The organism is Pseudomonas sp. LB3P25, from assembly GCF_054897985.1.
The window spans coordinates 6,032,021-6,053,829 of record NZ_CM142711.1; the positions used below are offsets into that span (position 1 = coordinate 6,032,021).

General features: G+C 59.3%; 20 protein-coding genes and 1 pseudogene. 11 read left to right on the plus strand and 10 right to left on the minus strand.

The annotated features are described in order from the left end of the window. The first annotated feature begins 205 nt into the window (after positions 1–205). Entirely contained in the window at positions 206–3,052 is a 2,847-nt protein-coding gene (locus tag ACYZTW_RS27740; protein ID WP_462002614.1) for a valine--tRNA ligase, read from the plus strand. A gap of 268 nt (positions 3,053–3,320) precedes the next feature. Continuing rightward, entirely contained in the window at positions 3,321–4,346 is a 1,026-nt protein-coding gene (gene rlmF / locus ACYZTW_RS27745) for a 23S rRNA (adenine(1618)-N(6))-methyltransferase RlmF (RefSeq protein ID WP_462002615.1), read from the plus strand. Positions 4,347–4,544: 198 nt separating this feature from the next. Here rlmF and ACYZTW_RS27750 read toward each other — a convergent pair whose 3' ends face one another. Beyond that, a complete protein-coding gene (locus ACYZTW_RS27750; RefSeq protein WP_007905514.1) occupies positions 4,545–4,826 on the minus strand; it encodes an HU family DNA-binding protein in 282 nt (93 codons plus the stop codon). 394 nt (positions 4,827–5,220) lie between these two features. Here ACYZTW_RS27750 and yejK point away from each other — a divergent pair, with 394 nt between their 5' ends. Both yejK and ACYZTW_RS27760 read left to right on the plus strand, forming a co-directional pair. Beyond that, positions 5,221–6,225, plus strand: coding sequence for a nucleoid-associated protein YejK (yejK, locus tag ACYZTW_RS27755; protein WP_462002616.1), 1,005 nt, complete (start codon positions 5,221–5,223; stop codon positions 6,223–6,225). Next, on the plus strand, positions 6,225–6,575 hold the full coding sequence (locus tag ACYZTW_RS27760) for a glutaredoxin family protein (RefSeq protein ID WP_462002617.1): 351 nt from the start codon (positions 6,225–6,227) through the stop codon (positions 6,573–6,575). Before yejK ends, ACYZTW_RS27760 begins: the two co-directional genes overlap by 1 nt. A gap of 168 nt (positions 6,576–6,743) precedes the next feature. Here the strand turns inward: ACYZTW_RS27760 and ACYZTW_RS27765 are convergent, their stop codons facing one another. The 5 genes from ACYZTW_RS27765 to ACYZTW_RS27785 form a co-directional block, all read right to left on the minus strand. Continuing rightward, positions 6,744–7,679 carry a glutathione S-transferase family protein gene (locus ACYZTW_RS27765; protein ID WP_462002618.1) on the minus strand — a complete coding sequence of 312 codons (936 nt, stop codon included), beginning with the start codon at positions 7,677–7,679 and terminating at the stop codon, positions 6,744–6,746. An 88-nt stretch (positions 7,680–7,767) separates the two neighbouring features. Then, positions 7,768–8,088, minus strand: a complete 321-nt coding sequence (locus ACYZTW_RS27770) for a GIY-YIG nuclease family protein (RefSeq protein WP_140677796.1) — start codon at positions 8,086–8,088, stop codon at positions 7,768–7,770. A 40-nt stretch (positions 8,089–8,128) separates the two neighbouring features. Continuing rightward, positions 8,129–8,599, minus strand: a complete 471-nt coding sequence (locus tag ACYZTW_RS27775; protein ID WP_462002619.1) for a nuclear transport factor 2 family protein — start codon at positions 8,597–8,599, stop codon at positions 8,129–8,131. A gap of 127 nt (positions 8,600–8,726) precedes the next feature. Further along, a complete protein-coding gene (locus ACYZTW_RS27780; protein WP_462002620.1) occupies positions 8,727–10,043 on the minus strand; it encodes a CynX/NimT family MFS transporter in 1,317 nt (438 codons plus the stop codon). Then, the gene (locus ACYZTW_RS27785) at positions 10,033–10,692 is read right to left on the minus strand and encodes a FadR/GntR family transcriptional regulator (RefSeq protein WP_462002621.1); all 660 of its coding nucleotides are present in this window, start codon (positions 10,690–10,692) and stop codon (positions 10,033–10,035) included. Before ACYZTW_RS27785 ends, ACYZTW_RS27780 begins: the two co-directional genes overlap by 11 nt. A 167-nt stretch (positions 10,693–10,859) precedes the next feature. Between ACYZTW_RS27785 and ACYZTW_RS27790 the strand changes: the two are divergent. Beyond that, positions 10,860–11,171 (plus strand): annotated as a pseudogene (locus ACYZTW_RS27790) (type II toxin-antitoxin system MqsR family toxin). Further along, a complete protein-coding gene (locus ACYZTW_RS27795; RefSeq protein WP_462002622.1) occupies positions 11,168–11,650 on the plus strand; it encodes a type II toxin-antitoxin system MqsA family antitoxin in 483 nt (160 codons plus the stop codon). The pseudogene ACYZTW_RS27790 and the gene ACYZTW_RS27795 overlap by 4 nt, the downstream one beginning before the upstream one ends. A gap of 66 nt (positions 11,651–11,716) precedes the next feature. Here the strand turns inward: ACYZTW_RS27795 and ACYZTW_RS27800 are convergent, their stop codons facing one another. The 4 genes from ACYZTW_RS27800 to ACYZTW_RS27815 all read right to left on the minus strand — a co-directional run bounded on the left by ACYZTW_RS27800 (position 11,717) and on the right by ACYZTW_RS27815 (position 15,876). Beyond that, positions 11,717–12,481, minus strand: coding sequence for an amino acid ABC transporter ATP-binding protein (locus ACYZTW_RS27800; protein WP_010444394.1), 765 nt, complete (start codon positions 12,479–12,481; stop codon positions 11,717–11,719). Between the two features lie 11 nt (positions 12,482–12,492). Then, a complete protein-coding gene (locus ACYZTW_RS27805; protein ID WP_462002623.1) occupies positions 12,493–13,590 on the minus strand; it encodes an amino acid ABC transporter permease in 1,098 nt (365 codons plus the stop codon). Between the two features lie 10 nt (positions 13,591–13,600). Next, a complete protein-coding gene (locus ACYZTW_RS27810) occupies positions 13,601–14,782 on the minus strand; it encodes an amino acid ABC transporter permease (protein ID WP_462002624.1) in 1,182 nt (393 codons plus the stop codon). 65 nt (positions 14,783–14,847) lie between these two features. Next, positions 14,848–15,876 (minus strand): amino acid ABC transporter substrate-binding protein, encoded by a 1,029-nt coding sequence (locus ACYZTW_RS27815; RefSeq protein ID WP_033056430.1) that lies wholly within the window; start codon positions 15,874–15,876, stop codon positions 14,848–14,850. A 466-nt stretch (positions 15,877–16,342) separates the two neighbouring features. On the opposite strand from ACYZTW_RS27815, the gene ACYZTW_RS27820 reads away from it, so the two are divergent. The 5 genes from ACYZTW_RS27820 to ACYZTW_RS27840 all read left to right on the plus strand — a co-directional run bounded on the left by ACYZTW_RS27820 (position 16,343) and on the right by ACYZTW_RS27840 (position 21,702). Continuing rightward, positions 16,343–16,999: an alpha/beta hydrolase gene (locus ACYZTW_RS27820; RefSeq protein ID WP_462002625.1), complete on the plus strand. Its 657-nt coding sequence runs from the start codon at positions 16,343–16,345 to the stop codon at positions 16,997–16,999. Positions 17,000–17,097: 98 nt separating this feature from the next. Continuing rightward, complete coding sequence (gene rhlB, locus ACYZTW_RS27825; RefSeq protein ID WP_462002626.1) at positions 17,098–18,585, plus strand: ATP-dependent RNA helicase RhlB; 1,488 nt, start codon at positions 17,098–17,100, stop codon at positions 18,583–18,585. A 126-nt stretch (positions 18,586–18,711) separates the two neighbouring features. After that, positions 18,712–19,659 (plus strand): ornithine cyclodeaminase family protein, encoded by a 948-nt coding sequence (locus tag ACYZTW_RS27830; RefSeq protein WP_462002627.1) that lies wholly within the window; start codon positions 18,712–18,714, stop codon positions 19,657–19,659. Between the two features lie 167 nt (positions 19,660–19,826). Beyond that, positions 19,827–20,954 (plus strand): NAD(P)/FAD-dependent oxidoreductase, encoded by a 1,128-nt coding sequence (locus ACYZTW_RS27835; RefSeq protein ID WP_462002628.1) that lies wholly within the window; start codon positions 19,827–19,829, stop codon positions 20,952–20,954. A gap of 91 nt (positions 20,955–21,045) precedes the next feature. Further along, a complete protein-coding gene (locus ACYZTW_RS27840) occupies positions 21,046–21,702 on the plus strand; it encodes a helix-turn-helix transcriptional regulator (protein ID WP_462002629.1) in 657 nt (218 codons plus the stop codon). The last annotated feature ends 107 nt before the right edge of the window (positions 21,703–21,809 follow it).

The following is a 21,809-nucleotide window of genomic DNA, read 5'->3' on the forward strand; positions in this document are numbered from 1 at the left end:
CTCTGTGGTGAGGGGATTTATCCCCGTTCGGCTGCGCAGCAGTCGTCCCTGTAAATGCGTATTCCGAATGAAATGCTGGGGGCTGCTTCGCAGCCCAACGGGGATAAATCCCCTCGCCACAGTCTGCACCTGCTCGCCCTCCGCCCCATGCCCCGCTATACTTGCCGGCTTTTCCTGAATAAATGCCAATAGGGTCCCGCCGCGCATGGATAAGACCTACCAGCCGCACGCCATTGAAACTTCCTGGTACAACACCTGGGAGTCAGAGAATTACTTCGCCCCGCAAGGCGCGGGCGAGTCCTACACCATCATGATCCCGCCGCCGAACGTCACCGGCAGCCTGCACATGGGTCACGGCTTCAACAACGCGATCATGGACGCCCTGATCCGTTTCCGCCGCATGCAGGGTCGTAACACCCTGTGGCAGCCGGGTACCGACCACGCCGGTATCGCCACGCAAATGCTGGTGGAGCGTCAACTCGAAGCTCAGGGCCAGAGTCGTCACGACCTGGGTCGCGAAAAATTCCTCGAGAAAGTCTGGGAATGGAAGGATCAGTCCGGCGGCAACATCAGCCGTCAGATCCGCCGCCTCGGCTCGTCCGTGGACTGGGGCCGCGAGCGTTTCACCATGGACGACGGCCTCTCGGAAGCCGTTAAAGAAGCCTTTGTGCGCCTGCACGAAGACGGCCTGATCTACCGCGGCAAGCGCCTGGTCAACTGGGACACCAAGCTGCACACGGCGATTTCCGACCTCGAAGTGGAAAACCACGACGAGAAAGGTTTCCTGTGGAACCTGAAGTACCCGCTGGCCGACGGCGCCAAGACCGCTGAAGGCCAAAATTACCTGATCGTCGCGACCACTCGTCCGGAAACCATGCTCGGCGACGCCGCCGTAGCCGTTAACCCGAACGATGAACGCTACAAAGCCCTGATCGGCAAATTTGTCGAGCTGCCGCTGGTCGGCCGCCGCATCCCGATCATCGCCGACGATTACTGCGATCCTGAATTCGGCACCGGCTGCGTGAAAATCACCCCGGCCCACGATTTCAACGACTACGAAGTCGGCAAGCGCCACAACCTGCCGCTGCTGAACATCTTCGACAAGAATGCCCATGTTCTGCCCGCAGCCCAGGTGTTCAACCTGGACGGCACGCTGAACAGCGAAGTCGACGGCAAGCTTCCAGCCGAATACGCAGGTCTGGACCGTTTCGAAGCGCGCAAGCAAATCGTTGCTGCGTTCGATGCTGCCGACCTCTTGGTCAGCGTCAACGACCACGCCCTGAAAGTGCCGAAAGGCGACCGTTCCGGGACCATCATCGAGCCGTGGCTGACCGACCAGTGGTACGTGTCGACCAAGCCATTGGCTGAGCCAGCCATCGCTGCTGTTGAAGACGGCCGCATCGCGTTCGTGCCGAAACAGTACGAAAACATGTACTTCTCGTGGATGCGCGACATCCAGGACTGGTGCATCAGCCGTCAGCTGTGGTGGGGCCACCGGATTCCGGCCTGGTACGACGAGTCGGGCAAGGTCTACGTCGGTCGCGACGAAGCCGAAGTACGCGCCAAGAACAACCTCGGCCCGGACGTTGCGCTGCAACAGGACAACGATGTTCTCGACACCTGGTTCAGTTCGGGCCTGTGGACCTTCTCCACGCTCGGCTGGCCTGAGCAGACCGAATTCCTGAAGAAATTCCACTCCACCGACGTGTTGGTGACCGGTTTCGACATCATTTTCTTCTGGGTTGCCCGGATGATCATGCTCACCATGCACTTGGTGAAGAACGAAGACGGCACGCCGCAGGTTCCGTTCAAGACCGTTTATGTCCATGGCCTGGTGCGTGATGGCCAGGGTCAGAAGATGTCCAAGTCCAAGGGCAACGTCCTGGACCCGCTGGACATCATCGACGGCATCGAGCTCGAAGACCTGGTGCAGAAACGCACCTCGGGCATGATGCAGCCGAAACTGGCGAAGAAGATCGAGAAGCAGACCCGCGACGAGTTCGCCGACGGCATCGCCAGCTATGGCACCGACGCCCTGCGCTTCACCTTCTGCTCGCTGGCGTCCACCGGTCGCGACATCAAGTTCGACATGGGCCGCGTCGAGGGCTATCGCAACTTCTGCAACAAGATCTGGAACGCCGCTCGCTACGTGCTGGACAAGGGCGAAGACTGCGGTCAGAACGGCGAGGCTTACGAGCTGTCGCTGGCGGATCGCTGGATCATTTCGCAGCTGCAACGCACCGAAGCCGAAGTGACCCGTCAGCTCGACCAGTTCCGTTTCGACCTGGCCGCACAAGCCTTGTACGAGTTCATCTGGAACCAGTATTGCGACTGGTACCTGGAACTCTCCAAGCCTGTGCTGTGGGACGAAAACGCACCGGTCGAACGTCAGCGCGGCACCCGCCGCACCCTGGTTCGGGTATTGGAAGTCGCGCTGCGTCTGGCGCATCCGTTCATGCCGTTCATCACCGAAGAAATCTGGCAGCGCATCGCGCCGCTGGCCGGTATCGAAGGCAAGACGATCATGTTGCAACCGTGGCCAGTGGCCAATGAAGAGCGCATCGATCCGGCCGCCGAAAACGATATCGAATGGCTCAAAGGCCTGATGCTCGGCACGCGTAACATCCGTGGCGAAATGAACATCGGTCCCGGCAAGCCGCTGAACCTGTTCCTGAAAAACGTCAGCGCCGAAGATCAGCGTCGCCTCACCGAAAACGAAGCCCTGCTGAAGAAGCTGGCTCGCCTCGAATCGATCACCGTGTTGGCTGCCGGCGAAGAAGCACCGCTGTCCGCCACCGCACTGGTCGGCGAGATGGAAGTGCTGGTGCCAATGGCTGGCCTGATCGACAAAGACGCCGAACTGGCACGTCTGGACAAGGAAATCCTGCGTCTGCAGGGCGAAGTCCAGCGGGTTGGCGGCAAGCTGTCCAACGCCGGTTTCGTCGACAAGGCCCCGGCCGAAGTCATCGAGAAGGAACGCGCCAAACTGGCTGAAGCTGAACAGGCTTTGGGCAAGTTGGCCGAGCAGCATGCGCGGATTGCCAGCCTGTAACGGCACATCGCAATGAAGAAGGGAGGCCCTAAACGGCCTCCCTTTTTTGTGCCCGTCACATTCACCCAAACACCACAAATCCCCTGTGGGAGCGAGCCTGCTCGCGAAAGCGGTTTGTCAGTCGCCATCAATATTGACTGATGCGGCCCCTTCGCGAGCAGGCTCGCTCCCACAGGGGGATTGTGGTGTTCCGTCACAATTGCGTTCACAACGCCCGGATGTGGGACAATACCCGCCACTTTTAGCCATACCCGAATCGACCACGCCCATGAACGCCCCCCGAACACCAAGACCTGCGCGCAAAAAGCCTGATTCCGCGACGACCCCGGCCAAAGCCGTGGAACCCCGCGAGAAGGCCAGCCTGCATCCGCGCAACCGCCATCAGGGTCGTTACGACTTCCCGGCGCTGATCAAAACCACGCCGGAACTGGCGAAGTTCGTGATCATCAATCCGTATGGCAAGGAAAGTATCGACTTCGCCAACCCGGACGCGGTGCGGGTGTTCAACCGGGCGCTGCTCAAGTCGTTCTACGGCGTCGCCCATTGGGACATCCCGGCTGATTACCTCTGCCCTCCGGTTCCGGGGCGTGCCGATTACGTGCACTTCCTGGCCGACCTGCTGGCCAGCGTCAACGACGGCGAGATCCCTCGCGGCGCGCCGGTCAAGGTGCTCGACATCGGCATGGGCGCCAACTGCGTCTATCCGTTGATCGGCTACAGCGACTACCGCTGGCACTTCCTCGGCTCGGAAATCGATCCGACGGCCGTGGCCGCCGCCAAAGCCATCGTGCAGTCCAACGGGCTGAACAAAGCCATCCAGTTGCGCCAGCAAAGCAATCCCAAGCACATTCTGCTGGGCCTGCTCGAACCCGGCGAACGCTTTGACCTGACCATGTGCAACCCGCCGTTCCACGCCTCGATGGACGAAGCGACCAAGGGCAGCGAGCGTAAATGGCGCGCGCTGGGCCGTGCCGATCCAAAACGCAAACTGCCGGTGCTGAACTTTGGCGGTCAATCGGCAGAACTGTGGTGTGAAGGTGGCGAAGCACGGTTTGTGACGCAGCTGATCGCCGAGAGCGCGCATTTCCAACACAAAGTGCTTTGGTTCAGCACCCTGGTCTCGAAAGCCTCCAACCTGCCGGCGATCCAGACGGCGCTGAAAAAGGCCGGCGTACTGGAAAGCCAGGTTGTGGAAATGTCTCAGGGGCAGAAGCAAAGCCGCTTCGTCGCCTGGACCTTCCAGACCAAATCCGAACAGCAGGTATGGCGCGAGCGTTGGGCGCGTAAAAGCTGAGTAACTGACCGACGCAGATCAACTGTGGGAGTGAGCCTGCTCGCGATGGCGGTGCATCAGTCGACATCATCGTTAACTGACACGCAGCCATCGCGAGCAGGCTCGCTCCCACATTGGGTTGGTGGGTCAATCGCTGAATCGCAGACACAAAAAAGCCGTGCCCGGATCACTCCGGGGCACGGCTTTTTTTACTGCGTCTTACTTGTTAACAGCGTCGGTCAGGCCTTTGGCCACAACCAGCTTGATAACTTTCTTGGCAGCGATTTCGATGGCAGCGCCAGTCGAAGGGTTGCGGCCGGTACGGGCAGGACGCTCAGTCACTTTCAGTTTGCCGATACCTGGCAGAGTGATTTCGCCGCCGTTTTCCAGCTGATCGGCAACGATTTGGCCCAGTTGGTCCAGAGCGTTACGCGCGGTGGTTTTTGGCGCGTCGATAGCTTCAGCGATGTCGGCGATCAGTTGGTCTTTAGTAAGAGCCATGTAGTGTTCCTTCCCTATCAAATTCATATGGATTGCAGAGTGCAGTGTCAGCCATCGAGCCCGATCTTCTGGATCTGGCACCCTCGGCCAATAACCACGGGATCGGGGTTATAGATACCGAAATCAGGGTTTGGTTCGACCTGACAAATGCTGAATGCACGCTTAACGCAGTGACTTCGCGTAAGACCGGGCAAAACTAGCACAGAGACGGGGAAATATCCGCCTCTAGCTACCCATTTGGTCAGCTTTATTGCTCTAAAACTGTAAAAAACAGCATAAGCGCCATCGGACACCTGCGAATTGCCCTTCGTGCCGCGCCAAAACCAGTGGTTGCGGTACACTTGGCACTTTTTGGGGGAGCACGCCCTCCTCTCTTCAATCAGCCGAGAAGCCCATGCCGATCCGCCATTGCATCGTCCACCTGATCGACAAAAAACCCGACGGCACGCCCGCAGTTCTCCACGCTCGCGATTCCGAATTGGCCGAGTCGAGCGCCATCGAGTACATGCTTGCCGACCTCAATGAGAGCTACAACGCCAAACAAGGCAAGGCCTGGGGTTTCTTCCATGCCGAGTCCGGGGCGCACCCGTTCAGCGGCTGGCTGAAGGAATACCTCGACGACGGCAAGGATTTCACCGCGTTCAGCCGTGTGGCGGTGGAACATCTGCAAAAGCTGATGGAAGAGTCGAACCTCTCTGTGGGCGGCCACGTGCTGTTTGCGCATTATCAGCAAGGCATGACCGACTACCTGGCGATCGCGCTGCTGCACCACAGTGAAGGCGTTGCAGTGACCGATCAGCTGGACGTGACCCCGTCCCGGCACCTGGACCTGGGCCAACTGCACCTGGCGGCACGGATCAACGTGTCCGAGTGGCAGAACAACAAGCAGTCCAAGCAGTACATTTCGTTCATCAAAGGCAAGAACGGCAAAAAGGTTTCGGAGTATTTCCGCGACTTCATCGGTTGCCAGGAAGGCGTCGATGGCCCCGGCGAAACCCGCACCCTGCTCAAAGCCTTCAGTGACTTCGTCGAAAGCGAAGACCTGCCGGAAGAGTCCGCCCGCGAGAAGACCAAGACCCTGGTGGATTACGCCAGCAGCCAGGCAAAATTGGGTGAACCCATGGGCCTGGAAGAACTCTCGGAGCTGATCGACGAAGAGCGCCCGAAAGCCTTCTACGACCACATCCGCAACAAGGACTACGGCCTGTCGCCGGAGATTCCGGCAGATAAACGTACCCTCAACCAGTTCCGCCGCTTCACCGGTCGCGCCGAAGGCTTGTCCATCAGCTTCGAAGCGCACCTGCTGGGCTCGAAGATCGAATACGACGAAGAAGCCGGCACGCTGATCATCAAAGGTCTGCCGACTCAACTCACCGACCAGCTCAAGCGACGTAACTGATGCTCGGCGGCGCACTGAAGAAATTCCTGCTGATCCTGCTGGTGGTCGTGGTCTACCAGAACTGGGGCAAGATCGAGCGGGTGTTCCATCCGGCACAGGTGGTGTCGGAGCAGACTCAGGCCAAGGCCAACGTTGTGCTCTACACCACCGAATGGTGTGGCTACTGCAAACTGACCCGGCGCTTTCTCGATCAGAAGGGCATTCCGTACAAGGAGTTCGATATCGAGAAGGATGCCGAGGCGCGCAAGGCCTACGAGGCGCTGGGTGGACGCGGGATACCGCTGATCGAGGTGAATGGCACATTGATTCGCGGGTATGACCCGGACAGCATTCTCGCCGCACTGAAATAACCCGTTGGCTCACTCAATCCCTGTGGCGAGGGAGCTTGCTCCCGCTGGACTGCGTAGCAGGCCCAAACTCTTCGCAATGAATGCCGATTTTGTGAGTGCTGCGCACTCAAGCGGGAGCAAGCTCCCTCGCCACAAGTCCAAGCCAGTCCAACTACCTGTGATGCCAGGTTACTGCGCTTCGATGCGGAACCCGAATCGCGGAAAGTGCACATGCACCACGCCGCCCCGCTCGTCTTCACGACGCAGAATCAATTCTTCACTGCCCGCAAACAACAACTCACCCGCCACCGGGTCAACGCCGTAATCGATGGCGGCAATGACCACCTGCTGGCCAACCTCAAAACCATTCGGCTCGTCGAATTGCTCATCCGGCAATGCGGCCGGTGTGGCATTGCGCGCAACCTCCAGCGCCTCCTCGGAGGTCATCTCGCTGAATGCGCCATGACCGAAGCCCAACACACGCCCCAGCCACGCCGAAACCGCCGGATAAGCATCGACCAACGGTGAAGTGACAGGCGTGGCTTTGAGGAACCACAACGGATGGGCCAGGGCAAAGTCGGCAATCGACGGCTCGCCGAACAGGAAGTCGCCCTGTTCGCGCTGAAGCTGTTGCTCCAGACGCGCCATGATGGTCGGCCACTGATGCCGGGCTTGTTCAGCTGACAACCGTGTGGCGCTGCCACCGCTGAACAACTCCGCGCGATCGGCAATGAACGCCTTGATCGCTTCCGGCGGCAAATTGCCGAAGCGCACAGCGATCGATTCCGGTTGAAACACCAGGCTGACCGCGTGCTGGAACACCACCGAATCCGCCCATGCGGCGAACGTGGCGGCGATCATTTCCTGACCTTCAGGGAAGAACGCCGGCAAGGCTTTTTCCTGTTCCAGACGACGGGCGATCAGCGACGTGTCGCAATAGATATCCGCGCCGATCTGTAATACCGGCGTCTTGCGGTATCCGCCGGTCAGCGCGGTCAGATCGGGTTTTGGCATCACCGGCGAGATCTTCACCGAGCGCCAGGACAGCCCCTTGAAGCCCAGCAGCAAGCGGGCCTTTTCAGCAAAAGGGGACGTCGGGTAATGATGCAAAATCAACTCGGACATGCTCGGCTCCGCCGCACGAATAGGGAATCCGCAGCTTAGCGCGCATTCCATGTGCAGCCCACCGATCTGCCTGATGGGAACTTATCAGTCAGATTGATAAGCCCGCGGCAGCACTCGCCACCAGACATTCCTTGGCACTTTTCTTGAGTTTTTTGATCAGCCGTTCCTGACGCAGCGCTTCGCTTTTATCGCGGCAGGCTTCGGTGTAGACCAATGCCACGGCAGGGCTGGAGAGAAAAAAGCGCGCGCCCTTGCCACTTTGGTGGGTGGCGAAGCGGCGCACGGGATCATCGCTGATCCCGCAGTAGAGCGAACCATTGGCCGCGCGAACGAGGTAGACGAACCAGGGCTTGCTGACGGGCAGCGATGGTTCGGCGGCAATGACGGAAGATTCGCTGGCGGTGTTCACGTGACGATCAAGGCTTGAAAGGAAACAAGCCGCGATCTTATCAGCGACTGGCCTGGAATGCCTTCAGCCCCTTCAAGGCTTGAGCGCGCACGGCGTTTCTCACCGCCGGCGTCCAGCCCAACAACAGCCCCTTGAAACCCAGCGCCTGGCGAGACCAGGCCCACAGATCGAAGCTGTCGTGATGCTCGCAAATCTTGCCGTCGCGAAAAACAAAACGCGCCTGAATGTCGTTGACCACGGTGTTGCCGGTCTGGCTGAACAGGTACGTCGCCACCCAATCGGCGCCGCCCGTGCGCTCATCGCTGCGCACGTTATCGAACGTCAGGGAAAAATCCTTGGCCCGGGTGGTGAGCATGCGCCACATGTCGCCGGCATCGCGGCCGCGCAGTTCGCCGAACGCCGGATCACTGAACACCACGTCGTCGGTATAGCAGGCACTCATGGCCTCGGCATCCAGCCGCTGGAAGGCTTGGTAGAACTGGGTGATCAATGCGCTGTGGGCATCACTCATGGGCAGGCTCCCTCTGGACGTGCAAATAAATGCGCAAAGTGGTGTCGAAAGATTGCCTGCACGATAGTCAACTAAGGCGCGGAACACTATCGGCATTCGCGGGACGAATACCGACAGTGCGCGGGTGTCAGACCTTTTCGCTTTCGACCTGGACGTACAGCGAACGTCCGGCGCCGAGGCCGGCGATGATCGCCCCAAGGCCGATGATGCCGAATATCCAGCCCAAGGCGTTCCAACCGCCGGTCCAGTCATGCACGATACCGACCGCGAACGGGCCCATGGACGCCAGGGTGTAACCGAAGCCCTGGGCCATGCTCGACAGGTTCGCCGCGACATGGGAGTCCCGCGAGCGCAGCACGATCAGGGTCAACGCCAGACTGAACGTACCGCCCTGCCCGAGACCCAGCAGGATCGCCCAGCCCCACAAGCCTTCGATCGGTGCGTAGAGACAACCGAACAAGCCGCCAAGGGTCAGCAGCATGACAATGACGATCGCCAGACGCTGATCCTTGCCACGCGTCGCCAGCCATGGCGCCGCCAGTGAACTCGCCAACTGAACGATGACCGAGCCTGACAGCACCAGACCCGCCTGGGTCGGCGTCAGGCCGCGGCCGATCAGGATCGACGGCAACCAGCCGAACACGATGTAGGCCAGAGAAGATTGCAGGCCCATGTAAAGCGTCACTTGCCAGGCGAGTGGATCACGCAACAGACCGCGAACCCGATACGCGACGTTGTGCGCGCCGTGTTTCTGACCGATTTGTGGCAACCAGAAAATCGCCGCGACCAATGCCGGAACCACCCAGAAGCCGAGACCCAACGCCCAGCTCTTGTCGAAATGCTCGCTCAACGGCACGGTCGCGCCCGCAGCCATCGCCGCCCCCAGGCACAGGGCCATGGTGTAGACGCCGGTCATGGTCCCCGCGTGTTTCGCAAAGTCGCGTTTAACAATACCTGGCAGCAATACGCCAATCACGCCGATGCTCGCGCCGGCCAGTACGCTCCCGGCAAACAGGCCGATCTCACCGAACGAACTGCGCAGGATGATCCCGCCGGCCAACATCAAGAGAATGCCCAGCACCACTCGCTCGGCGCCGAAACGTCGTGCCAGCACGGGCGCCAGCGGTGCAAACAAGCCGAGGCACAGCACCGGTAACGTCGTCAGCAAACCGGCCTGAGCTGCCGACAAACCGAGGGTTTTCGAAACCTCGCTGAGCATCGGCGCCATGCTCGACAGCGCCGGACGCAGGTTCAGCGCCACCAGAATCAGGCCCAGCAACAACAGCCACGGCCGCCGCAGGATCGGGTGACTTTGCTGGACCTGTTCGTCATCCGCCTCGGCGTCGATCAGCAGCTCTTCGAGTTCTGCCGTGCGTTTGGCCTGGGGGATGCTGCTTTCGTTGACCTGCTGGCTGGACATGGGGGTCTCGGTTTCAAGGTTCATTGATCAACTGCCTCGACAGGGCTTTGGCCCGTTCCGGGTCGCGTTGTTCGACGGCATCAAGCAGTTCGATATGAAGGTCGAACACCTCCTGGCGTCGGGGGCTGATGTTCAGTGTCTCGCGCAGTTGCGCGCCGATGACGCTGGAAAAATAGCGATACAACTCGCTGAGGGTCGGGTTGTGTGCGGCGTCCACCAGACGACGGTGAAACACCAGATCGCAGGCGATGTAGGTGTCGAGATCACCGTGATAGTGGCTGCCGCTGACGCCCAATGCTTCGCGCAACGCCACCAGGTCTTCGTCGGTACGCCGCAGTGCGGCCAGGCCGATGGCCTCGACTTCCAGAATGTGCCGAGTCTCCCGGGCTTGTTCGTGGGAGCAGCGGGACAAGGCTTTCATGGTGTCGAGCGGATCGACCACCGCCCGCAGGTAACTGCCATCGCCCTGACGGATTTCGATCAACCCGGAAAACGCCAGTACGCGCATGGCTTCACGCACGGTGTTGCGGCTGATGCCTAGCTCGGCGGAAAGCTCGGGTTCGGTGGGCAAGCGCTGGCCAACAGACCAGACACCTTCGTTGATGCGCAGGCGCAATTGGTCCAGGGCCTGGTCGACCAGGGACCGTTTAACTAGCGGAGAAATGTCTGACATAGGATTCGCCTTTTCATCCAATCATAGGATGAATTTTCTGACATGTTAGTCAGCTATGCGTAGGACGGCAACCGCCTACGTTAAAAGGGCGGGAGAAGGAGCGGAATTTTTGATTAGTCAAAATTACCCTTTAAGGGTAATTTCTGGGACAGGGTTAGCGGCTTCTTATGGAAAAGAACACACCTTACTACGACCTGACGGTAGTCAAGTCGTAGGTCGTCAGATTAGGGACAAAGGCATTTACCGGTGCAGCACGGGAAGGCGGCCGACGAATGGATTTAAGCCTTTCCCAAATGCTGCAAATCGTCTGCGCGCTGGAAAACAGAATGTTGTACAAATCGATGACGACCTTTGCCGATCACCGGATCTGGCAGGACGTTTATCACATGAAGACTCACGGTCTGGAGATTTACATCAAAGTGACTTACCGCCCCGGTGGTGGGCCTCCGGTAATCTCCTTCAAGGAGAAAGACGCATGAATGGAAAGCAATGTTTCAGCTGCGGTACTCATGATGGGTTGCAGCATTTCGAAGGGCGTAGCTTCACTATCGATTTCAAAAAGATGACACGTCAGATAGGCGACATTTCAGGCTACGAGTGTCGGGTCTGCGGTGAAGTCGAATTCGATGACGGCAGCGCCGAGCGATACTCAGTGGCTAGTGATCAACTGCTGATCGATTGCCGTCAACTCATGGCTGCCGAGATGAAGCGTATCCGTCGCAAGCTGAAACTCTCGCAGAAAGAAGCAGTGAAATTACTTTCCGGCGGCGGCCACAATGCTTTTTCCCGCTACGAGCGCGCCGAGCTGGCACCGCCTCAGCCGCTATTTATGCTGATGCGCTTGCTGGATCGGCACCCACACCTGCTGGGTGAAGTGCAAGCACTTTGCGAAGGTGCAGATTTGCGCCGTTTACTGGCGAGCCTCGATCAGGAGCGCCAAGCCGCGCTTGCTTCCTGACTCACAAAACCCAGACAAAAATAAACCCGGAACACTGTCCGGGTTTATTTCATTGCCAAGGGCCAATCAATGCAGGATCTGGCTCAGGAACAGCTTGGTACGTTCATTCTGCGGGTTATCGAAGAAGTCGTTCGGCGCGGCTTGTTCGACGATTTCGCCCTTATCCATGAAGATCACGCGGTTGGCCACGGTGCGGGCGAAGCCCATTTCGTGGGTCACGCAGAGCATGGTCATGCCGTCTTCGGCCAGGCCGATCATGGTATCCAGCACCTCTTTCACCATCTCTGGGTCGAGTGCCGAGGTCGGTTCGTCGAACAGCATGATTTTCGGTTTCATGCACAGCGCACGGGCAATCGCCACACGTTGTTGCTGACCGCCGGACAGTTGCCCCGGAAATTTATGCGCCTGCTCCGGAATGCGGACGCGTTCCAGGTAATGCATGGCGATTTCTTCGGCCTTGCGCTTGGGCATCTTGCGCACCCACATCGGTGCCAGCGTGCAGTTCTGCAGGATGGTCAGGTGCGGGAACAGGTTGAAGTGCTGAAATACCATGCCGACTTCACGGCGGATCGCTTCGATCTGCTTGAGGTCGTTGGTCAACTCCACGCCATCGACCACGATGCGACCCTGCTGGTGCTCTTCCAGACGGTTGAGGCAACGAATGGTGGTGGATTTGCCGGAACCCGACGGGCCGCACAGGACGATACGCTCACCCTGCTTGACGTTCAGGTTGATGTCTTTCAACACGTGGAACTGGCCGTACCACTTGTTCACGCCCTGCATCTGAATAATGCCTTCAGGGCTCACAGGCTGTTTGATCGCTTCACTCATAAACTACGCTCCTAACGCTTGTGGCCAGTGTCCAGCTTACGTTCCAAATGCATGGAGTAGCGGGACATACCAAAACAGAAAATCCAGAACACCAGGGCCGCGAACACATAGCCTTCGGTGGCCATGCCCAACCATTTCGGGTCGGCGGCGGCTTGTTTGACGCTGTTGAGCAAGTCGAACAGGCCGATGATGATCACCAGGCTCGTGTCCTTGAACAGCGCAATGAAGGTATTGACGATACCGGGGATCACCAGCTTCAGGGCTTGCGGCAGAATCACCAGGCCCATGCTGCGCCAGTAACCGAGGCCCATCGCTGCAGCCGCTTCGTACTGACCTTTGGGAATCGCTTGCAGACCGCCTCGCACCACTTCGGCGACGTAGGCCGACTGGAACAGGATCACACCGATCAGTGCCCGCAACAGTTTGTCGAAGTTCATGCCTTCAGGCAGGAACAACGGCAGCATCACCGAGGACATGAACAGCACCGTGATCAACGGCACGCCGCGCCAGAATTCGATGAAGGTCACGCAGACCACCCGAATCGCCGGCATGTTCGAACGACGGCCCAGCGCCAGAACAATCCCCAGCGGCAACGCACCGGCAATACCGACGGTGGCGATCACCAGGGTCAGCATCAAGCCACCCCATTGGCTGGTCGCCACGGTGCTCAGACCGAAGAGTCCGCCATGCAGCAGGAAGTAGGCAATGATCGGGTACAGCACCAGGAAGCTCAGCCCGTATACCGCTTTACGGTGAAAGCGCGAGATAAACAACGGTGCCACGCCGATAACCGCCAGCCACACGGTCAGGTCCACGCGCCAGCGCAGGTCTGTCGGGTAGTAGCCGTACATGAACTGGCCGAAGCGCTGTTGGATGAACACCCAGCAGGCGCCCTCCTTCGTGCAGTCGGCGCGCGTGGTGCCGACCCAGTTGGCATCGAGGATCGCCCAATGCAGGATCGGCGGCACCACCAGGTAGATCAGGTAGAACGCGAACAGGGTCAGCAGGGTGTTGAGCCAGCTGGAGAACATGTTCGCGCGCATCCACGCCACGACACCGATGCTGCGGCTCGGGGGTGGCATGTCAGGTTTGAAAGTATGAGTCGTCATGCGCTTTTCCTTACCGCTCGATCAGCGCAATGCGCTTGTTGTACCAGTTCATCAGCAGGGAAATGCTGATACTGATCGCCAGGTACACGCTCATGGTGATGGCAATCACCTCGATCGCCTGCCCGGTCTGGTTCAGCACCGTACCGGCAAACAACGACACCATTTCCGGATAACCGATACCGGCCGCCAGCGAGGAGTTCTTCGCCAGGTTCAGGTATTGGCTGGTCAGCGGTGGAATGATCACGCGCAGGGCTTGCGGGATGATCACCTTGCGCAGGGTCGGACCGTTGCGCAGCCCCAACGAGTGGGCCGCTTCGGTCTGGCCGTGGCTGACCGACTTGATGCCCGAACGCACGATCTCGGCGATAAACGCCGCGGTGTACACCGTCAGGGCCAGGGTCAGCGCCAGCAGTTCCGGGATCAGCACCCAGCCACCGACGAAGTTGAAGCCTTGCAGCTTCGGCATTTCCCAGTGCAGCGGCGCGCCGAAGATCAATGCGCACAGCGCAGGGATCGCAAAGAACAGCGCCAGACCGACCCAGAATTTGTGGAACGGTACACCGGTCGCTTCGAAGCGTTTGGTCGCCCAGCGGCTCATCAGCACGATGGCGACAATGGCCACGACGATGCTGACCACAAACGGCCAGAAACCGTCCGCCGTCATCGCGGCAGGCATGTTCAGGCCACGGCTGCTGACAAAGAAGGTGTCGCCGAAGTTATGGCTGTTGCGTGGCCCCGGCATGGTCAGGAACACCGCGAAGTACCAGAACAGGATTTGCAGCAGCGGCGGAATGTTACGGAAAACCTCGACATACACCGTCGCCAGCTTGGCAATGATCCAGTTCTTCGACAGCCGTGACACACCGACGATGAACCCGAGGATGGTCGCCAGGATCACGCCGATGAAGGTCACCAGCAGCGTGTTGAGCAGGCCGATGACAAACACCCGGGCATAGCTGTCCGATTCGGTGTAGTCGATCAGGTGTTGAGCGATGCCGAAACCGGCACTGCGCTCCAGAAAGCTGAAGCCGGAGGTAATGCCCCGGTGTTGAAGGTTGGTCTGTGTGTTGTCGAACAGATACCAGCCCATCGAGACCACCGCCACAATGGTGATGATCTGAAATAGCCACGCACGCACTTTTGGGTCGCTGAGGCTGAGCCTCTGCTTTGGTGCGCCGATTGAATTTTGCATGAAGTGCCCCGCAAATAATGGAACAGAACATCACCCGGCGGTTGGCCCACCGGGTGATAGAACCATCAGCGCACTGGTGGTGCGTATTGAATGCCGCCGTTGTTCCACAGAGCGTTCAGCCCGCGGTCGATGGCCAGTGGAGTGCCTTTGCCGAGGTTTTTCTCGAACACTTCACCGTAGTTACCTACTTGCTTGACGATCTGGACGACCCAGTCTTTCTTCACTTTCAGGTCTTTGCCGTATTCACCATCAGTGCCCAGCAGACGAGCGACGTCCGGGTTCTTGGTGGCTTTAGCTTCAGCTTCAACGTTTTTCTGGGTGATACCCATTTCTTCAGCGTTGAGCATCGCGAACAGGGTCCACTTGACGATGCTGAACCATTCTTCGTCGCCTTTACGCACGACCGGGCCCAGAGGCTCCTTGGAGATGGTTTCCGGCAGAACGACGTAGTCGGTCGGGGTCGCCAGCTTGCTGCGTTGTGCGTAGAGCTGGGATTTGTCGGAGGTCAGCACGTCGCAACGACCGGATTCCAGCGACTTGGCGCTTTCATCGGAGGTGTCGAAGGTGATCGGGGTGTATTTCAGACCGTTGCCGCGGAAGTAGTCGGAAACGTTCAGCTCGGTCGTGGTACCGGCTTGAATGCAGATGGTGGCGCCGTCGAGCTCTTTAGCGCTCTTCACGCCCAGCTTGTTGTTCACCAGGAAGCCGATGCCGTCGTAGTACGTCACGCCGGCAAACACCAGGCCCATGCCCGAATCGCGGGAGCTGGTCCAGGTGGTGTTACGCGACAGCACGTCGATTTCGCCGGACTGCAGCGCGGTGAAGCGCTCTTTGGCGTTCAACTGGCTGAATTTGACCTTGGTCGCGTCGCCGAAAACGGCAGCGGCCACAGCGCGGCAGACGTCAGCATCGATGCCGATGATCTTGCCAGTCGAGTCTGGAACCGAGAAGCCCGGCAGACCGTCACTGACGCCGCACTGTACGAAACCTTTCTTCTGCACTGCATCCAGGGTTGCACCCGCCTGAGCGAACCCACTGACACCGAGTACTGCGGCTGCAGTCACGATCGCCAGGGTGGATTTCAACATCTTCATTCAAACCTCCAGTTTTGCTCTTGTTGTGTCGGAGCTGAGTCCAGTCGCACCCTTATGAGGCGTTGTTGACCCGTGTTGGCTTTTTTTGGGGTCAACCGACGTAAGACCTGCGCTATGAGTCTAGTAGGAGAAAATCCACATCATGGACAACTCACTTCTCACCAATCGGCCGAACGGGCGGTAGCCCTTTCACGTTCGCGAAGCCCGTAGCGGCCACTGGCGAACATCCATCACCGGATTCTTTGCTATCCCACTGCCAGCAGTACACTGATAGTGTTACCGCAAGGCGCGAGATGGGTTGCACCGCTTCCCCATAGCAAAGCCCGTACCAGACCGCTCGCAGAAGCGATTCAGCGACAGGTCAATAGCAAAACTTGTAGCCTTGCGACATCTTCTTAACTGATCAACCAGGCGTGCACTCGGGTCTCGCACCCAATGAGAGCGTCTGCACAAAATTGGAGCAACCATGACCGAGCCCTTGATTCTTCAACCCGTCAAGCCCGCAGACGCCTGCGTTATCTGGCTGCACGGCCTGGGCGCCGATCGCTACGACTTCCTGCCGGTGGCCGAAGCCTTGCAGGAAACCCTGCTGACCACCCGCTTCGTTCTCCCGCAGGCACCGACCTGCGCCGTCACCATCAATGGTGGTTACGAGATGCCGAGTTGGTACGACATATTGGCCATGAGCCCGGCGCGCGCGATCAACCGAGAACAGCTGGAAGAGTCGGCGCAGCGAATCATTAATTTGATCGAAGTGGAGCGCGCCATCGGAATAGACGCCTCGCGGATATTTTTGGCAGGTTTTTCCCAAGGTGGCGCGGTGGCGTTACACGCCGCTTTTCTGAAATGGCAGGGACCTTTGGGTGGCGTACTTGCCCTCTCCACTTATGCACCGACCTTCAGCGATGAACTGGAGCTTTCCGCCAGCCAACAGCGTATTCCCGTGCTGTCTTTACACGGCCAGTACGATGACGTCGTTCAAAACTCCATGGGCCGCACCGCTTACGAGTATTTAAAGCAGCATGGTGTCACCGTGACATGGCAGGAATACCCAATGGGCCACGAAGTGTTACCCGAGGAGATTCGCGACATCGGTGTCTGGCTCGCCGAGCGCTTGCGTTAACTGTTTATGCGAAAAGCAGCCCATTGATCCATCCCACTACGCCGCGCCCGATTCTTGCATTACACTGGCCGGCGTATATTCCTTAACCAATTGATGAGATGACCGTGCTCAAAGCACTCAAGAAAATGTTCGGTAAAAGCGAGACTGAGCAGCTCGCGCCAGTCTCCAGCGCTCCGTCTCACCATCCCAGCCACCGCACCGACGGTAATCAGTCTGGCCGGACCGCAGCCGTAGCGGTACCGAAGCACGAGCCGATGACCACACCGGCCGTCCTACCCGTTGAGGCTCCGGCCTCTGAAGAACCGCGCAGCGAAGCTACAAAACCTGTCAGACCGCGTCGCGAACCAAAACCCAAAGCGCCGGTTATTCCCTGGAAACTCGAAGACTTCGCCGTCGAACCCCAGGAAGGCAAAACCCGTTTCCACGATTTCAAACTCGCCCCCGAACTGATGCACGCCATCCAGGACCTGGGCTTCCCGTATTGCACGCCGATTCAGGCGCAAGTGCTTGGCTTCACCCTCGCAGGCAAAGACGCCATCGGTCGCGCCCAGACCGGCACCGGCAAAACCGCTGCGTTCCTGATTTCGATCATCACCCAGTTGCTGGAAACCCCGCCGCCGAAAGAGCGCTACATGGGCGAGCCACGGGCGCTGATCATTGCTCCGACCCGCGAACTAGTGGTGCAGATCGCCAAGGACGCGGCCGACCTGACCAAATACACCGGCCTCAACGTCATGACGTTTGTCGGCGGCATGGACTTCGACAAGCAGCTCAAGCACCTCGAAGCCCGTCATTGCGACATCCTCGTGGCCACCCCAGGGCGTCTGCTGGACTTCAACCAGCGCGGCGACGTGCACCTGGACATGGTCGAAGTCATGGTGCTGGACGAAGCCGACCGGATGCTCGACATGGGTTTCATCCCACAGGTGCGTCAGATCATTCGCCAGACGCCGCCGAAGAACGAGCGTCAGACGCTGCTGTTCTCCGCGACCTTCACCGAAGACGTGATGAACCTCGCCAAGCAATGGACCACCGACCCGTCAATCGTCGAGATCGAGTCGCAGAACGTGGCCAGTGAAAACGTCGAGCAACACATCTACGCCGTGGCCGGTGCCGACAAATACAAACTGCTCTACAACCTGGTCAACGACAACGGTTGGGAGCGGGTGATGGTGTTTGCCAACCGCAAGGATGAAGTGCGGCGCATCGAAGAGCGTCTGGTGCGTGACGGCGTCAACGCCGCGCAACTGTCCGGCGACGTGCCGCAGCACAAGCGCATCAAGACCCTGGAAGGTTTCCGCGAAGGCAAGATCCGCGTCCTGGTCGCCACCGATGTCGCCGGTCGCGGCATTCACATCGACGGCATCAGCCACGTGATCAACTTCACCCTGCCGGAAGTCCCGGACGACTACGTGCACCGCATCGGTCGTACCGGTCGTGCCGGTGCCGATGGCGTGTCCATCAGTTTTGCCGGTGAAGACGACTCCTACCAGCTACCGTCCATCGAGGCGCTGCTGGGTCGCAAGATCAGCTGCGAAACGCCACCGACGCATCTGCTGCGGGCGGTTGAGCGCAAGCGCCCGTAACGCGGGTCGCACTAAAAGAGGCGCAGCCGGAAACGGACTGCGCTTTTTTTTCGCCCGGACATTGATCGAGACAACTAAAAGTCCATAATAGACAAATTAGTTTACTTCCAGCTCCCGGAGCCGACCATGTCCAGTACGCCTTACGTGATCACCCAACCTCAGGCCAGCGAGTTGCTGGCACAGGTCGACGTGCCGCAGATCCTGCGCAAGCTGTTCCGCGACCTGGCCGCCGGGCAAGCCGTACAACCGGCACAGCAACTGGTGGAGTTCCCGCAGGGCGCTGGCGACTTCATCAACTACCTGGGCGTGCTGGCTGAAGACGGCGTGTACGGGGTCAAGACCTCGCCGTACATCGTTCGTGAACAAGGCCCGTTGGTGACGGCCTGGACGCTGTTGATGTCGATGCAGACCGGCCAGCCGCTGTTGCTCTGTGATGCCGGTGAACTGACCACGGCACGCACCGCTGCAACAACCGCAGTGGCGGTCGACGCCCTCGCCCCGCTGAAGGCCCGACGTCTGGCGATCATCGGCAGCGGCAAAGTCGCCCAGGCGCACTTGCACTACGTCAAAGGTCTGCGCGACTGGCAGAGCATCAACCTCTACTCACCGAGCCTGAGCGACAAACATCCCGAAGTATTGGCGCAGCTCAAAAGCCTCGATCCACGCCTGACCATCGTCGACAGTCGTGAAGCGGCCGTGCAAGACGCCGATGTGATCATGCTCTGCACCTCGTCCGCAGGCCCGGTGATCGACCCTTCAAGCTTGAGCAAACCGGCGCTGATCACTTCCATCAGCACCAACGCGCCGCGTGCCCATGAAGTGCCGCCGCAGAGCCTCAATGACATGCAAGTGTTCTGCGATTATCGTCTGACCACCCCAGGCTCGGCCGGCGAGATGCTGATTGCCGGTGAACAACATGAATGGGACAAGCGCTTGATCATCGGCGACCTGCCCGATCTGCTCAGCGAAAAAGTCCAGCGCCCCGACTACGACCGTCATGTGTTCTTCCGCTCCATCGGTCTAGGCCTGGAAGACATCGCACTGGCCAATGCCCTTTACCGCCTACAGCACTAACACCACGCCCCTGTGTAGGAGCTGACGAGTGAAACGAGGCTGCGATCTTTTGATCTTGCCTTTAAAAGCAAAGTCAAAAGATCGCAGCCTCGTTTCACTCGTCAGCTCCTACAGTCCTGCAAGGGATCTCTACACATTCGGCATTTACGCCCCATCAGGAGACGTTCATGAGCCAGGCAGATTTCATCATCATCGGCGGCGGGATTGCCGGCGCTTCCACCGGTTTCTGGCTGTCGCAGCATGCCCGAGTGATCGTGCTCGAACGCGAATCCCATCCGGCCTACCACTCCACCGGACGTTCGGCCGCATTGTTCACCGCCGCTTACGGCACACCGCAGGTTCGGGCGTTGACCCAGGCCAGCCGTGATTTCTTCGACGCGCCCCCATCCGGTTTCTGCGAACACCCGCTGCTGACCCCGCGTGGCGAGATGACCGTGGACTTCACCGGCGACCCGGCCGAACTGAATAATCAATACCTGAGCGCCAAAGCCACGGTGCCGGAGATGCAGCTGCTCAGCGCCGACCAGGCCTGCGTGCGCCTGCCGATCCTGCGCCGGGAAAAAGTCCATGGTGCGATTTACGACCCGACCGCCAGCGACATCGACACCGATGCCTTGCACCAGGGTTACCTGCGCGGTATCCGACGCAACAAAGGTGAAGTTCATACCGACAGCGAAGTCATGAGCCTGACCCGTGACGCCGAAGGTGTATGGCAAGTCCAAACCAACGGTCAAACCTTCAGCGCCCCGATCATCATCAACGCGGCAGGCGCCTGGGCCGACAAAATCGGCGAGTTCGCCGGAGCCAGACCACTGGGCCTGCAACCCAAGCGCCGTGCGGCGTTCATCTTCGCCGGCCCCGAGGGCGTGGACATCCACCATTGGCCCATGCTGGTCAGCCTCGATGAATCCTTCTACATGAAGCCCGACGCCGGAATGTTCCTCGGCTCGCCAGCCAACGCCGACCCGGTGGAACCGCACGACGTGCAGCCTGAAGAGCTGGACATCGCGATGGGCATCTACCAGATCGAAGAAGCCACGACCCTGACCATCCGCCGTCCAACCCGCACCTGGGCCGGCTTGCGCAGTTTCGTGAGCGACGGAGATTTGCTGTCCGGTTTCGATCCGCAGGTGCCGGGGTTATTCTGGGTGGCGGCACAAGGCGGTTATGGCATCCAGACCTCGCCGGCCATGGGCCAGGCCAGCGCTGCACTGGTGCGCGGTGAAGCCTTGCCCGAGCAACTGACTCGCTTCGGTCTGAACACCCAGATGCTCTCCCCCGCGCGGCTGGGCTGACGTTCAGACTCAGGTGACGTGTCGACACGATTGCGGCAAACTTCCAGCGCCCCTTTTGACGGGGCGCTGATGCTGCCTGGAGCTCCACTTTATGAACGCCCAAGAACAAGAACCGGTCCGCGATGACGCTGCATTGAAGAGTTCGCCGCTGGATAACTTCCGCGCGATCGCCGATGCCATCGCCACGTTGTTCTTTCCGCACGCCGAGGTGGTGCTGCACGATCTGCGCACTCAGAAGGTCGACTACATCGCCAACAACCTGTCCAAACGGGAAATCGGTGACGACTCGGCGCTGGAGGACATGCTCAGCGAAGAGATCAGCGAACGAAACATCGGGCCGTACGAAAAGCTCAATTGGGATGGACAGAAGATTCGCAGCCTGAGCAGCGTGCTACGCGACAGCGAAGGTCATCCGCTGGCGGTGCTGTGCATTAATTTGAATATTTCGTTGTTCGAAAATGCCAAGGCCGCGCTGGATCTGTTCCTGTCGCCGAGCAAGTTGATTCCGCAGCCCGATTCACTGTTTCGCGATGACTGGCAGGAGCGCATCAACACCTTCCTCCACGCCTGGCTGCGCGAACGTCAGCTGAGCCTGAACCTGCTGACCCGTGACCATAAACGCGAACTGGTGCTGGCACTGCACGCCGAGGGTGCCTTCAAAGGCAAAAGCGCCTCCAACTATGTGGCGAACGTGCTGAACATGGGGCGGGCAACGGTGTACAAACATTTGAAGGAATTGAAGGGCTGAGGGAGCGACACGCACTTGTAGGAGCACCGCTTGCCGGCGATGGCGTCCTAAAGATCGACACCCATCTGTAGGAGCACGGCTTGCCGGCGATGGCGTCCTTGAGATCG

Bases quoted from the DNA above. Each gene is read 5' to 3' on its own strand.
- ACYZTW_RS27805 (WP_462002623.1), bottom strand. From the start codon at position 13,590: ATGACGACTCATACTTTCAAACCTGACATGCCACCCCCGAGCCGCAGC.
- ACYZTW_RS27800 (WP_010444394.1), bottom strand. From the start codon at position 12,481: ATGAGTGAAGCGATCAAACAGCCTGTGAGCCCTGAAGGCATTATTCAG.
- ACYZTW_RS27765 (WP_462002618.1), bottom strand. From the start codon at position 7,679: ATGTCCGAGTTGATTTTGCATCATTACCCGACGTCCCCTTTTGCTGAA.
- ACYZTW_RS27750 (WP_007905514.1), bottom strand. From the start codon at position 4,826: ATGGCTCTTACTAAAGACCAACTGATCGCCGACATCGCTGAAGCTATC.
- ACYZTW_RS27760 (WP_462002617.1), top strand. From the start codon at position 6,225: ATGCTCGGCGGCGCACTGAAGAAATTCCTGCTGATCCTGCTGGTGGTC.
- ACYZTW_RS27830 (WP_462002627.1), top strand. From the start codon at position 18,712: ATGTCCAGTACGCCTTACGTGATCACCCAACCTCAGGCCAGCGAGTTG.
- ACYZTW_RS27810 (WP_462002624.1), bottom strand. From the start codon at position 14,782: ATGCAAAATTCAATCGGCGCACCAAAGCAGAGGCTCAGCCTCAGCGAC.
- ACYZTW_RS27785 (WP_462002621.1), bottom strand. From the start codon at position 10,692: ATGTCAGACATTTCTCCGCTAGTTAAACGGTCCCTGGTCGACCAGGCC.
- yejK (WP_462002616.1), top strand. From the start codon at position 5,221: ATGCCGATCCGCCATTGCATCGTCCACCTGATCGACAAAAAACCCGAC.
- ACYZTW_RS27775 (WP_462002619.1), bottom strand. From the start codon at position 8,599: ATGAGTGATGCCCACAGCGCATTGATCACCCAGTTCTACCAAGCCTTC.
- ACYZTW_RS27840 (WP_462002629.1), top strand. From the start codon at position 21,046: ATGAACGCCCAAGAACAAGAACCGGTCCGCGATGACGCTGCATTGAAG.
- rlmF (WP_462002615.1), top strand. From the start codon at position 3,321: ATGAACGCCCCCCGAACACCAAGACCTGCGCGCAAAAAGCCTGATTCC.
- ACYZTW_RS27815 (WP_033056430.1), bottom strand. From the start codon at position 15,876: ATGAAGATGTTGAAATCCACCCTGGCGATCGTGACTGCAGCCGCAGTA.
- ACYZTW_RS27740 (WP_462002614.1), top strand. From the start codon at position 206: ATGGATAAGACCTACCAGCCGCACGCCATTGAAACTTCCTGGTACAAC.
- ACYZTW_RS27795 (WP_462002622.1), top strand. From the start codon at position 11,168: ATGAATGGAAAGCAATGTTTCAGCTGCGGTACTCATGATGGGTTGCAG.
- ACYZTW_RS27780 (WP_462002620.1), bottom strand. From the start codon at position 10,043: ATGAACCTTGAAACCGAGACCCCCATGTCCAGCCAGCAGGTCAACGAA.
- ACYZTW_RS27835 (WP_462002628.1), top strand. From the start codon at position 19,827: ATGAGCCAGGCAGATTTCATCATCATCGGCGGCGGGATTGCCGGCGCT.
- ACYZTW_RS27820 (WP_462002625.1), top strand. From the start codon at position 16,343: ATGACCGAGCCCTTGATTCTTCAACCCGTCAAGCCCGCAGACGCCTGC.
- rhlB (WP_462002626.1), top strand. From the start codon at position 17,098: ATGACCGTGCTCAAAGCACTCAAGAAAATGTTCGGTAAAAGCGAGACT.